Consider the following 13,307-nt stretch of genomic DNA (forward strand, 5'->3'; position numbering starts at 1 on the left):
TTTGCCAGCGTATTTTTAAACAATTTTCAGATGAAAAACAGGACAATTCTCTTTGTTTTAGGTTTAATAGTGACAGCTATGATTGGCTGCACAAAAAGCAACAGCGACATTACCGAAAATAACAAGACGGCATCAAACCCCAATGCTCAAAATGCGGAGGCTCAGTTTGAGTGGGTAGAAACCCACCACGATTTTGGCAACATCACACAAGGTTCGAAAGTAAATTGGAAATACCGATTTAAGAATGTTGGAAATAAAGAATTGGTTATTGGGAATGTTCAGGTATCGTGTGGCTGCACAGCCACCGAATACAGCAAGGAGCCGATTGCTCCAGGTGAATCAGGCTTTGTTACCTTAGAATTTAACAGCGAAAACAAAAGCGGTTCGCAACACAAAACAGTAACCGTTGTGGCCAACACCAACCCACCAAGAACAGAATTGAGTTTTAGTGCTGAGGTTTCAGAATAATAAAAAAAAAATAAATGGATATAGTTTTATTGCAGGGCAATGCTGCCGGCGGAGGTGGTGGATTCAGCATGATGGTTATGCTGGGTGCTATGTTTTTGGTGATGTATTTTTTTATGATACGTCCACAAATGAAAAAAAACAAATTGCAACAAGCCTACCGCGAGGAATTGAAAAAAGGGTATAAAGTGATTACCAGCGGAGGCATTCATGGCAAAATATCTGAGATAAAAGAAACCACTTTTATTATTGAAGTGGAAGATGGGGGAAAACTTAGAATTGATAAATCTGCTGTTTCTATGGAGGCCTCTATGGCTTTGAATGGCGAGAAACCCACAAAATAATTTTGATAAATTATTTAAAAATTGGCATAACAGGTGGCATCGGTTCAGGAAAATCAACCGTTTGCAACATTTTTTCTCATTTGGGAATACCCGTTTACAATGCCGATAATCGTGCCAAACAATTAATGCATGAGGATGAAACCCTTAAAAAAAACATCCGATTGGCATTTGGATGGGATGCATACAATAAAGAGGGTGAATTAGATAGGGCCTACCTATCAAAATTGGTTTTTAACAATCCGGCTCAGCTCAAAATTCTGAACCAGATTGTGCATCCTGCAGTTTTTAACGATTATGAAAACTGGTCGAAAAAACAGGAGGAAGCCGGCCATCCATACTCCATAAAAGAAGCTGCATTGCTTATTGAAGCTCAAAGCTACAAAAATTTGGATAAATTGATTGTGGTTACCAGCCCTATTGACGTGCGATTGGACAGAATTACCAAAAGAGACAACCTAAGACGTGAAGAAGTTTTGAAACGCATAGAAAACCAACTGAGCGACAAAGAGCGTCTGAAACACGCCGATTTTGTAATTAAAAACTCGAGCAGTTTTTCATTAATAAAACAGGTTTTAAAACTACACGCTCTTTTTCTGGAGGAGGTTAAACAAGTGGCTGTATGACAGTTTCGAAACAAAAAAATCTGATTCTTACACACTCGGAAATCGAGATAAAAATTAACCGAATGGCTTGGCAAATTCTTGAAAAAAACTACAATGCCACCCAAATCATAATAATAGGCATTGAGCAAAAAGGGGTGATTATTGGCCAATTACTCTCAAAAGAATTACAGAAAATATCAAAACTGAGCATTGTTTCCGGCACCATAAAATTGAGCAAAGACAGTCCTTCTATTGACAAAATTAAACTTACATGCCCTGCTGATATTGAAAATAATGCTGTGATATTGGTTGATGATGTGCTGAATAGCGGCAAAACACTGATGTATGGCACTTTGCCCATTTTGGCACAAAACCCATCGACCCTGCAAACGGCGGTTTTGGCAAACAGAGATCATACCAACTTCCCGGTAAAAGCCGATTTTGTAGGCATATCGCTGGCCACTACGCTTCAAGAACATATCAGTTTTGAGCAAAACAAAAAAGGTGATATGGCAGTTTATTTGAGTTAAGGTAGGTTTAAACTGACTCAAATAGACTATTCTTTGGTAACAAAAATTCGGGTTGATTCCGATTTATCTTTTACCCTAAAAAGGTACATTCCAGTTTCCAAATCACCCACATTTATTTGGGTTGAAAAAGCTGGCAACAGCCTAACACTCTCTGTTCGAATTAAATTTCCTGAAAAGTCTAAAATCTCAACTTCCACAATTTGGGGAAGAAAATAATCGGATTTGAGCGAAATGACTTTGCTGGCAGGATTCGGAAAAAACTGAAAATTTTGATTTTCATTCCATTCTTCGGTTTGACGAGCTTTTAAATCGGAAACCATGAAGCCATTGTCAAATTTATTGTATTCATCAATTTCTGTGCGACCAATCATAACCCGTTCAAGATTGGCAACGGGTTTAGAAAATTCTATTGGCAAAATAGTATCGGTAAAATTGCGAGGTACAATCCAAAATATTTTGAGACCGGATTTGCCAAAATAACTCGCATCCCACGTGTTTAGCATTGCCAATGCCTCGTCTTCGTAAAGGCCCGCATCCACCAAATAATTAACAAACTGCTTCCTATATTTTTCATTCCATTCTGCTTCGGTAATGGCAAAAGTACTTCGTTCAAAAAAGATTGACTTATTCTGTGGTAATGATTTTACACCCCAAATGTAAATTTTGCCCTCCTTTGTTTTTTCGTAAACAAGTGCATAGGGAATAGAGTCTGTATTGTTGGTTACAAGCAAATTTCCTTGGTCTGTATATCTGGGAATTACGGGATTGTCGAAACCGCCCAAACCACGATAAAATATATATTTTTCCACCTCTCCGTTCGATTTGATAAGATTTGAATTTGTTTTCCTCGGAGCCAGCCACATATTTGGAACCGAATCGTCAGAATGACTTAGTGGTGTTATATCTCGAGGGGGTAACACGTCAATATTCCACGATGCAAAACCATTGTATTTGCGAAAAGAAAGCACCGTTTGTTCTTGAGAATTAAACCCTACATTTGATCTAAACAAAGATGTATCTTCTTGCTTAACAGGTTTTGGATAAAATTCTGAAATGCTTCCGGTTTTAAATTTTACGCTAACCCCCAAATTCTCAACTCCTTTTGAGCAGTAAAAATAAAGTACGGGCGTTTCCATTTTGATGGAAGAAACCAAATCATCTATTTTTAAAAAACCCCTAAAATAATATTGCGTTTTCTCATATCCCGGATAACCATTATAATATGTGCTATCAAAATCAAGATGATAAACAAAGGCAGGTACTGGTTCGTCCACAGTTTTATGTACATTCAAATAGGGCCTGCTCAAATGGTCGTAGCGAGCAGTGAACGTACCCCATTCATGGACTGTAAGTAATTGGTTTGGAGCATTTTGAGCGAAAGATTGAATTGATAAAAATAAAACGAAAATTAAAATGACTTTTTTCATAGAATTAAATTTTAAAACGACAAAATTTTGTTAAACGACATTCAAATGTTGTGATTAAAACAGAATTTAAGAAGATTAAATTGTCAAACTTTTGACCGCTGACAGATAAATGACGACCTTCTGATTTTTTGACAAAACTACCCAACCGCTCTTGCACAAGCCACACCATCCAATGCTGCCGACATAATGCCTCCCGCATAACCCGCACCTTCTCCACATGGATAAAAGCCTTTAATATCAGGATGTTGCAATGTTTCGCGGTTGCGTGGAATACGCACCGGTGAGGATGTTCTCGACTCAACACCCACCAAAACTCCTGCATTGCTATTAAATCCTTTCATACGTTTTCCGAAATGAATGATGGCTTCCCGCAATCGTTGGTGAACAAATGTTGGCAAAACTTCTCGCAAATCTGTTGATTGAACTCCCAATTGATAGCTGTTTTCCTGAATATCTTTTGATACAATACCATTCACAAAATCAGCCACACGTTGTGCCGGAGCTTTTAAATTTTCTCCACCAAAACGATACGCATGTCGTTCTATTTCTTGTTGAAAATGCATGGCCGCCAACGGATTTTCTGAGCCAAATTTTGCCCAATCCTCGGGTCTTATCTCTGTAACAAAGCCGCTATTTGCAAACTTTCCATTGCGTTTGCTGGGTGACCATCCATTTACCACCACCTCCTGCTGTGCGGTCATGGCGGGAGCTATGATACCTCCCGGACACATACAAAATGAAAACACTCCCCTACCCTGTGCTTGAGTAACCAACGAATAACTGCTTGGGGGCAAATACATTCCCCTTGTTTCGCACTTATATTGTATGCCATCAATTTGATTTTGAGGATGTTCTATCCGAACGCCTAATGCAAATGGTTTTGACTCGATAGCAATTTTTTGAGCATAAAGCATCTCAAAAATATCGCGTGCCGAGTGACCGGTTGCCAAAATAACGTGGTCGGAAGCAAAAAAGCCTTTGTTGGTATGAATGCCCTTTACCTGATTTTTCTCAATTTCAAGTTTTATGAGTTTGGTTTCAAAAAGCACTTGTCCTCCATTGTTTTCGATGGTTTTTCTGATATTTTCAACGATTTGAGGCAACTTGTTGGTGCCAATATGCGGATGTGCTTCATACAAAATTTCGGGTTTTGCTCCGTGGTTTACCAGAGTTTGAAGTATCTCCTGTATATCGCCCCTTTTTTTGCTTCGTGTGTATAGCTTTCCATCACTAAATGTGCCTGCCCCACCTTCACCAAAACAATAATTACTTTCTTCGTTTATGGTTCTTTCTTTAAAAATGGCAGCCAAATCACGTCGTCTTTCCCGAACCTTTTTGCCTCTTTCTATCACTAAAGGGGTTATTCCCTGGGCAATTAATTGAAGTGCGGCAAACATTCCGGCTGAGCCAAATCCAACCACAATAGCCGTTTTACTTTGTTTTTTTAATAGGGGTTTAAAAGGTTTTTCATTAGACGTTATTTGTTGTTTTGAGCCTATCCAAACCCTGTAGGTAAAAACAATTGGTTTTTTCCGAGCATCAAGCGATTTGCGTTCAATGCGATAACATATTTCATTTATCGAATTGATTTTCAGTTTTTTACAAATCTCCTTTTCTAAATATTCTACCCCATCTGCCTGTTCGGGCAACAGTGTAATTTCCAATAATTTTTCGTCCAATGATTTTTCCAATAACTATCCACAAATATTCGATTAAATAAATATAATCAGCACCTTTGCAATCAAATCTATTACAGTGAAATCAGCACAACAACTCAAAGAAATCGTTAGCCAAGTTAGAAGAGACATTGTTAGAATGGTTCATGGCGTTCAGTCTGGCCACCCTGGCGGTTCATTGGGTTGTGCCGAGTTTTTAACCGTTTTGTATCATAATATCATGGATTACAGTGCCATGCCTTTTAACAAAGATGGAAAAAACGAAGATGTTTTTATTTTGAGCAATGGGCATATTTCTCCGGTATTTTACTCCACGTTAGCTCACGCGGGCTATTTCGACAAAAATGAATTGGGTACTTTCAGAAAACTGGATTCGAGATTGCAAGGGCATCCGGCCACCGAAGAAGGGTTGCCCGGCATTAGAATAGCCACTGGCTCATTGGGACAGGGCTTGTCTGTGGCGGTGGGCATTGCTCAATCAAAAAAATTGAATAACGACAGTCATTTTGTATATGCACTAATGGGCGATGGAGAATTGCAGGAAGGTCAAAATTGGGAAGCCATTATGTATGCCGGTCATTACAACGTGAATAACCTAATTGCCACAGTTGATTTTAATAAACAACAAATAGACGGAAGCACCACCGACATTATGGGTTTTGATGATTTAAAAAACAAATTTGAATCATTTGGCTGGCAAACCCTGACCATGAATGGCAATGATGTGGAAGATGTGCAGCGAGGATTGACACTGGCAAAAGAAAAATCGGCTAATGGCAAACCCGTAGCTATTATTATGAAAACCGAGATGGGCAATGGCGTTGATTTTATGATGGGCTCGCACGAATGGCATGGAATTGCACCAAATAATGAACAACTTGCCAGTGCATTAAACCAAAATCCGGAAACATTGGGAGACTATTAATTTTGGCTTAGGCATACTATTTGAAACAAATTATTGGTTATAGGCACACAATGAAGCATATTTTAATAATATGTTTTGCCCTGCTTGTATCTAATAATAAAGGCTTTGGGCAAAATACATCAACAAAAACACGCATATTGTTTGTGGTGGATGCATCCTTCAGTATGTTCAACAAAATGGGCGAGGAAGACACCCGAATGGATGTTGCAAAACATTTACTTACCAAAATGGTGGACAGTCTTGAGAACATTAATAATGTGGAGATTGCACTTAGAGTGTATGGTCATCAAAACAGCAAAACGGTTCAAGATTGCAAAGACACCAAATTAGAGGTGCCTTTTTCGGCCAAAAACCATCAAGCCATCAAAGACAACATTGCCACTATTAGCCCGCGAGGAACCACCCTAATAGCCTACTCTTTGCAGCAGGCAGCATACGATTTTCCAACAACAACAGGTTGTAGAAATATTATTATTTTAATAACCGATGGCATTGAAGAATGTAATGGAGACCCATGTGCAGTATCTCAAGCACTTCAAAAACAAGGAGTTATATTAAAACCCTTTATCATTGGGGTAGGTTTGGATAAAAATTTTAGAACCCAATTTGAATGTGTCGGAAAATATTTTGAAGCCTCTACCGAAGGTGCATTTGAGAAAGCCTTGGGCATTGTCGTATCTCAGGCCTTGAACAATACTACCTGCCAAATAAACCTATTGGACACGTATGGTGCTCCGACCGAAACCGACGTAAATATCTCATTGTTAGATGCTCACAGCGGCATTTTAGTCAACAACTTTGTTCATTCTTTAAATAAAGAAGGAATGCCTGATACTATTTATATAGACCCTGCCCGCGACTACGAAATTGTTGTTCATACCATTCCTGAAGTCAGAAAAAAAGATGTTTCACTTGTTCCCGGTCAGCATAACATTATTACGATGGATGCACCGCAAGGGAGCTTAGAGCTATTGGTGGGTGGCCGTTCGGGATACAAATCATTACAAACATTGGTTTATAAAACGGGAACCAAAGAGTTGGTTCATGTGCAAGAATTTAACACCAAAGAACCCTACATTACTGGCAACTATGACCTTGAAATACTTACCTTGCCCAGAATCCATCAAAACAACGTACCGATAAAACAATCAAAAAAAACCAAAATTGAAATTCCTCAACCGGGTAGTGTAAATATTATAACCCGACAAAAATTTTGGGGAGATATTTATGTGAAAAACGGAGATAAACTTGAATGGGTTTGCAATCTAAATCTTGACGGGGCAAATCAGCAGATATATTTGCAACCGGGCAACTACTCCATTGTTTTTAGAGAAAAAGACGATTATAATACCATCAACACCCGCGATATTGGATTCATAATAAATTCGGGCACCGTGTCAAACATACACTTGTAGTCAAAAAAAAAAAGAAAAATGGTTAAAACTGAAAATTTAGAAATGAAAGATACCCGCTCCGGCTTTGGTGCAGGCCTGTTGGAGGTGGGAAAAAGCAACCCCAATGTGGTGGCTTTGTGTGCCGACCTAACGGGTTCATTAAAAATGGATGCTTTTAAAAAAGAATTTCCAAATCGTTTTTTTCAAACTGGCATAGCCGAAGCCAACATGATTGGAATGGCTGCCGGCTTGGCCATTGGCGGAAAAATTCCCTTCACAGGCACTTTTGCCAATTTTTCAACCGGAAGAGTGTATGACCAAATCAGACAATCGGTGGCATACTCGCACACCAATGTAAAAATATGTGCCTCACATGCAGGGCTAACCCTCGGCGAAGATGGTGCCACTCATCAAATTTTGGAAGATTTAGGTTTAATGAAAATGCTGCCAAACATGGTGGTTATCAATCCGTGCGATTACAACCAAACCAAGGCTGCTACCGTTGCCATAGCCGACTATCATGGACCTGTTTATTTACGTTTTGGCCGACCAAAATGGCCGGTATTTACAGATGCCAATCAAAAATTTGAAATCGGTAAGGCATGGAAAATTCAGGATGGAAGCGATGTGACCATTATTGCCACCGGACATTTGGTATGGAAATCTATTGAAGCTGCACAAGCCCTTTCCAACAGAGGCATTTCCGTTGATTTAATAAATATTCACACCATAAAACCATTAGACAACAAGGCAATTCTTGACTCGGTGGCCAAAACAAGATGTGTTGTAACGGCAGAAGAACACCAAATGAACGGCGGATTGGGCGATTCCGTTTGTCAATTGCTTTCACGTCATAACCCAACTCCAGTAGAAATGGTGGCGGTGAATGACCAATTTGGAGAGAGCGGCACACCCGAACAATTGTTGGTTAAATATGGATTGGATACAATCAACATAATAGATGCAGTAGAACGAGTTTTAGAAAGAAAAAATGGATAGTAGAAAAGAACTGATAGAGCAGATTTGGGACAACAGAGATCTGCTAAAAGACCCCAAAAGTGAAGAATTAATTCGGTCAATTATCGCTGATTTAGACAGCGGAAAACTGCGAACCGCCGCACCAACCGACAACGGTTGGGTGGTGAATGATTGGGTAAAAAAAGCCGTAATAATGTATTTCCCCATTCAAAAAATGGAAGTGTCAAACGCTGGCCCATTAGAGTTTTACGACAAAATGGAACTCAAAAGAAATTACAAGGAATTGGGCATACGGGTGGTGCCACATGCCGTTTCTCGCTACGGAAGCTACATAGCTCCCGGAGTAGTTTTGATGCCAAGCTATGTAAACATTGGAGCCTACGTAGATAGCGGAACAATGGTAGATACGTGGGCTACCGTAGGTAGTTGTGCTCAAATAGGCAAAAACGTACATTTAAGCGGTGGCGTGGGCATTGGTGGGGTTTTAGAACCCGTGCAGGCTGCTCCAGTAATAGTTGAAGACAACTGTTTTTTGGGTTCTCGGTGCATAGTTGTGGAAGGCGTTCACGTTGAAAAAGAGGCGGTAATAGGTGCCGGAGTTACGTTGACGATGAGTACCAAAATAGTTGATGTATCGGGTAGCGAACCTATTGAATATAGGGGCAGAGTACCCGAGCGTTCAGTGGTTATTCCAGGCAGTATTACTAAAAAATTTCCTGCCGGAGAATTTCAAGTTCCCGTTGCACTCATTATCGGAAAACGAAAAGAAAGCACCGACAAAAAAACGAGTTTAAATTCGGCACTTCGCGATTTTGACGTGAATGTGTAGGTTTTAAAAGCTGATTTTAGAAGACTTTGTTATTGCCTTTGAGAAACTAAGACTCAGAGGCAACTAATCTACTATCTTTGACCCGTGAGAATTGGTTTTGATGCAAAACGGTATTTTTTTAACCAAACTGGATTGGGCAACTACTCACGAATGTTGATTGATGGCTTGAAACATCATTTTCCGGAAAACGATTATCTACTTTTTTCGCCAAAATCTCCAGCTCTGTCAGTAGAGAATATTGTTACTCCACAGGGTTTTCAACCCTTTTGGCGACAATGGGGCATTATCAATCAATTTAAAGATGAAAATTTAGACATCTATCATGGATTAAGTGCCGAATTGCCTTTAAAAAGGTTTAAAAAAACAAAAACCGTGGTAACTATTCATGACCTCATTTTTTTGAGATACCCACAGTATTATCCTTTCATCGACCGAAAAATTTACAAATACAAAACACAAAAAGCGGTTGAAAATGCCGACAAAATTGTTTGTGTTAGCCAAGTTACTGCAAATGATTTGAATCGATTTTTCTTGTTTGAAACGTCAAAAACAGAAGTCCTTCATTTCGATTGTAACCCAATTTTCTACTCAAAAAAAACCGATGATGAACTGGCAAAGTTTAGGTTAAGATACAATATGCCCAACCAATTTTTGCTGATTGTTAGCAAATTTGAAAAAAGAAAAAATCATCTTTCCATATTGAAAGCCATTGTTGATAAAAATATAGATATACCCTTAGTACTTGTGGGCAAACATGGTGATAGTTATGATTCTGTAAATCAATTCATTAAGAAAAATGAATTGAACAAAAAGTGCCAGATATTTACAACCATCCCAACCGAAGACTTACCCTACTTTTATCAGGCGGCTTATGCCAGCATTTTCCCCAGCGAATACGAGGGTTTTGGCATTCCGGTTTTGGAAAGCATGGCGGGCGGCACTCCTGTGCTGACCACAAAAAATAGCAGTATGGCCGAAATTGGGGGGAATGCTTCACTTTATTTTGATGCACACAACACCGAAGAAATTGCCGAAGCCATCGAAACGGTTTTTCAGGCTGAAGAAAGGAACCTTATAACATCAAAAATTCCTGAACAACTCAAAAAATTTAACCATCAACACATTTTGAATCAATACATTACAATGTATAAATCAGTTTTATGATAGAAGTTGGAACATACCACATAATGACCGTTTTAAGAAAAACTTCGGTAGGATGTTTTTTGGGAAACAACTTGGGCGATGAAATTTTGCTACCCAACAAATACATTCCTGAAAACACCGAGATAGATGACCGAATAAATGTATTTATTTACAAAGACAGCGAAGACAGACCCATTGCAACCACACTTATTCCTAAAGCCGTTTCGGGCGAATTTGCTTTTTTAACCGTAAACGATGTTTCTCCGATTGGTTCATTTTTGGATATTGGCCTGGAAAAGGATATTTTGGTGCCGTATAGAGAACAGAACCGCCGATTGGAAAGGGGGCAACAGGTTTTGGTCTATGTTTATACCGACAATGCAAGTAACCGGATGGTGGCATCGTGCAAAACCAATAAATTTACCACGAAAGAAATTACAGAATTATCAGAAAATCAAGAAGTTGACATTCTGATTTCCGAAAAAACTGATTTGGGTTTTAAAGCAATAGTAAATCAAAAATATTCCGGATTGCTTTATCACAATGAGATATTTTCTGCTCTGAAACTTGGCGAAAAACTCAAAGGCTTTGTAAAAAAAATAAGGGAAGATGGCAAACTGGATATAAGTCTTCAGAAACAAGGCTATGACGGTATTGAACCAATGAGCGAAACGATTTTGAAAGCCCTAAACATGAATAACGGAGTATTGCCCATTGGCGATAAATCGTCGCCCGAAGAAATATACGGCCTACTCAAAATGAGTAAAAAGAACTTTAAAAAAGCGGTGGGACTGTTATATAAGAATAAATTGATAACCATAGAAGAGCAAAAAATAAAAAGTGTTTAATCTATAGAATAATCACTTAACTTGCAGAAAATATCAATTTTATGAAAATAGTACACGTCAAATTTTTGGTTGCCTTTTTGGTAGTGACTTTTGTAAAAACAACCGCTTTTTCGCAAAGTCATAAAGATCAAACGACCTTTACACTAAACTCTGGAACCAGTATTATTAGTGGCCTTTTAAAATCGTTAAGTGCTGCTGATTCCAGTTTTCTTGACACAGATACGTTACTTGGTCGCACATCGATAAGTAACTTTTCATCCAGTTCGAGGCCTCAGATAATTTTGGGAATTGACCATGGATTGAGCGACAGATGGAGCCTTGGTGCAATTTTTTACACAGGTTCGTGGAAAGGAAATATGAACTATTCCTATACGGATAATAATAATGTAACCAAAACCGGAAGTATTGATTATCACTTTAATAGGTATGCTTTTGCCTTGACTCCAAAAATTCATTATGGAAAAAACGACAAGGTAGATTTATACTCTGGCCTTCGTGTGGGGTATGTTCTATGGACAACTAACATAAACACCGACCACCCCAATTTAAAAGGTTTTAATGGCATTGGTCTTAATAGGCCGCTATTAGGATTGACCGCCTTCGGTGCACGATTTTATCCAATCGAAAACCTCGGAGTAAACTTTGAATTTAATACTGGGGCTCCGAATATTATTGGATATGGAATAAACTATCGCATCAATTGATTTTGTTTTTAGAAAAGATTCCGAATAAAGAGGTCGCTCTGTGAGCGGCCTTTTTATTTGATGTCAAAACAAAGACAATTATCTGACATGAAACTTACAACCAAAAGCACTATTTGATCGTTCTATTAAGCGAACACTGTATTGCACATGTTCATAGCAAGTTTAATAGTGGTAAATTAAATTTCAGTTTTAGTTTTTGGTTACAAAGAGGGGGTTTTCGAACCTCCTTTTTGTTTAGCCATATTTTAAGCTAACGATTTTCGTCGATTTAATTCTTTCATAATTAGCGACATTTCTCTGCCAACCTGCTTTCCCATACTGCTGTTTTCTTCTGCCCGTCTTCCCAAATAAGGCATCACAGCACTAACGGGACCGTAGGGCAGATATTTGCAGGCATTAAAGCCATTATCTGCCAAATTGAAAGTAATGTGATCACTCATGCCATAAAGCTGGCCAAACCAAAAGCGATTATCATCCATACTTATATTGTTCTTCAACATCAATTCGGCCAATAGCTTGCTGCTGTCCTCATTATGTGTTCCAAGAATTATCGAAATAGTTTCACGGTTTTCAAAACAAAATTTTACTGCTGCATTAAAATCGGCATCACAGGTGGCTTTGTCTGGTTGTATAGGGCTTGGATAATTCAATTTCGATGCCCGCTCCCGTTCTTTTTCCATGTAAGCACCCCTTACCAGTTTATAGCCCAATTTATACCCATCACTCTTTGCAACCTCAGCTGTTTTTTTTAAATAACTTAGCCTATCTACCCGATACATCTGAAGTGTGTTGTATATAAAAACCTCGTTTTTGTTGTAGAGTTTCATCAACTCCATAGCCGATGCATCAATCACATCCTGAATCCAGGTTTCTTCGGCATCTATAAGCAATTTTACACCGTTTTCGGCTGCGGTTTTGCCCAGCAAACGAACTCTGTTTTTAAATCTTTCAAATTCTGCTTCTTCGTCGGAATTTAATTTTTTCTCGTAGGCCTTATGTAAAATTTCAAACCTGCCTATGCCCGTGCACTTAAATACCGCAAAAGGATATTTGTCTTCATTTTTGGCGGCCAAAATGGTTTTTATTATTTCCTCCACGTTGGCATCAAAATTGGCTTCATCTTCAATACCTTCCACCGAATAATCCAAAATACTACGCACACCAAAACTACTCAAAACATCGGCAGTTTTGCCCGATTCTTCAATGGTTTCGCCACCACAAAACTGCTTGAAAATGGTGTTTTTAACCATAGCTTTCACTGGCAATTTTGCTCTCAAAGCCCATCCCGCCAAGGCCGGGCCGTATTTTACAAGAGTGGGATAATTAAACAATCCAAACAACCATTTTGACCATTTTAGGTCTTTTAGCGATTTGTATTTGAAAGCAACTTCGGTATTGTCAAAGGATAAATTTGCCATAAATATTCTCTTGGCAAAAATAGA

General features: G+C 38.8%; 14 protein-coding genes. 11 read left to right on the forward strand and 3 right to left on the reverse strand.

What is annotated here, in order from left to right:
• Positions 1–30: 30 nt before the first annotated feature.
• From H6607_13040 to H6607_13055, 4 genes are read left to right on the forward strand one after another with little or no spacing between them, the layout of a single operon-like run.
• On the forward strand, positions 31–468 hold the full coding sequence (locus tag H6607_13040; GenBank protein MCB9263293.1) for a DUF1573 domain-containing protein: 438 nt from the start codon (positions 31–33) through the stop codon (positions 466–468).
• Between the two features lie 14 nt (positions 469–482).
• The gene (yajC, locus tag H6607_13045) at positions 483–809 is read left to right on the forward strand and encodes a preprotein translocase subunit YajC (protein ID MCB9263294.1); all 327 of its coding nucleotides are present in this window, start codon (positions 483–485) and stop codon (positions 807–809) included.
• Positions 810–811: 2 nt separating this feature from the next.
• Positions 812–1,432 carry a dephospho-CoA kinase gene (locus H6607_13050; GenBank protein ID MCB9263295.1) on the forward strand — a complete coding sequence of 207 codons (621 nt, stop codon included), beginning with the start codon at positions 812–814 and terminating at the stop codon, positions 1,430–1,432.
• Positions 1,429–1,941 carry a phosphoribosyltransferase gene (locus tag H6607_13055; GenBank protein MCB9263296.1) on the forward strand — a complete coding sequence of 171 codons (513 nt, stop codon included), beginning with the start codon at positions 1,429–1,431 and terminating at the stop codon, positions 1,939–1,941. The genes H6607_13050 and H6607_13055 overlap by 4 nt, the downstream gene beginning before the upstream one ends.
• A gap of 26 nt (positions 1,942–1,967) precedes the next feature.
• Here the strand turns inward: H6607_13055 and H6607_13060 are convergent, their stop codons facing one another.
• Complete coding sequence (locus H6607_13060; protein ID MCB9263297.1) at positions 1,968–3,368, reverse strand: T9SS type A sorting domain-containing protein; 1,401 nt, start codon at positions 3,366–3,368, stop codon at positions 1,968–1,970.
• Positions 3,369–3,505: 137 nt separating this feature from the next.
• Positions 3,506–5,047, reverse strand: a complete 1,542-nt coding sequence (locus H6607_13065) for an FAD-binding protein (protein ID MCB9263298.1) — start codon at positions 5,045–5,047, stop codon at positions 3,506–3,508.
• Positions 5,048–5,123: 76 nt separating this feature from the next.
• Here H6607_13065 and H6607_13070 point away from each other — a divergent pair, with 76 nt between their 5' ends.
• The 7 genes from H6607_13070 (at position 5,124) to H6607_13100 (ending at position 11,865) form a co-directional block, all read left to right on the forward strand.
• The gene (locus H6607_13070; GenBank protein ID MCB9263299.1) at positions 5,124–5,969 is read left to right on the forward strand and encodes a transketolase; all 846 of its coding nucleotides are present in this window, start codon (positions 5,124–5,126) and stop codon (positions 5,967–5,969) included.
• Between the two features lie 50 nt (positions 5,970–6,019).
• Positions 6,020–7,384: a VWA domain-containing protein gene (locus H6607_13075; GenBank protein MCB9263300.1), complete on the forward strand. Its 1,365-nt coding sequence runs from the start codon at positions 6,020–6,022 to the stop codon at positions 7,382–7,384.
• Between the two features lie 18 nt (positions 7,385–7,402).
• Positions 7,403–8,362 (forward strand): transketolase family protein, encoded by a 960-nt coding sequence (locus tag H6607_13080; GenBank protein MCB9263301.1) that lies wholly within the window; start codon positions 7,403–7,405, stop codon positions 8,360–8,362.
• Positions 8,355–9,170, forward strand: coding sequence for a 2,3,4,5-tetrahydropyridine-2,6-dicarboxylate N-succinyltransferase (locus tag H6607_13085; protein MCB9263302.1), 816 nt, complete (start codon positions 8,355–8,357; stop codon positions 9,168–9,170). The genes H6607_13080 and H6607_13085 overlap by 8 nt, the downstream gene beginning before the upstream one ends.
• Positions 9,171–9,254: 84 nt before the next feature.
• Complete coding sequence (locus tag H6607_13090) at positions 9,255–10,334, forward strand: glycosyltransferase family 4 protein (GenBank protein MCB9263303.1); 1,080 nt, start codon at positions 9,255–9,257, stop codon at positions 10,332–10,334.
• Complete coding sequence (locus H6607_13095) at positions 10,331–11,161, forward strand: GntR family transcriptional regulator (GenBank protein ID MCB9263304.1); 831 nt, start codon at positions 10,331–10,333, stop codon at positions 11,159–11,161. The genes H6607_13090 and H6607_13095 overlap by 4 nt, the downstream gene beginning before the upstream one ends.
• A gap of 41 nt (positions 11,162–11,202) precedes the next feature.
• Complete coding sequence (locus H6607_13100; protein ID MCB9263305.1) at positions 11,203–11,865, forward strand: hypothetical protein; 663 nt, start codon at positions 11,203–11,205, stop codon at positions 11,863–11,865.
• Between the two features lie 245 nt (positions 11,866–12,110).
• Here the strand turns inward: H6607_13100 and H6607_13105 are convergent, their stop codons facing one another.
• Positions 12,111–13,283 carry a proline dehydrogenase family protein gene (locus H6607_13105; GenBank protein ID MCB9263306.1) on the reverse strand — a complete coding sequence of 391 codons (1,173 nt, stop codon included), beginning with the start codon at positions 13,281–13,283 and terminating at the stop codon, positions 12,111–12,113.
• Positions 13,284–13,307: the final 24 nt, after the last annotated feature.

This window comes from Flavobacteriales bacterium (assembly GCA_020635395.1).
GTDB lineage: Bacteria > Bacteroidota > Bacteroidia > NS11-12g > UBA9320 > UBA987.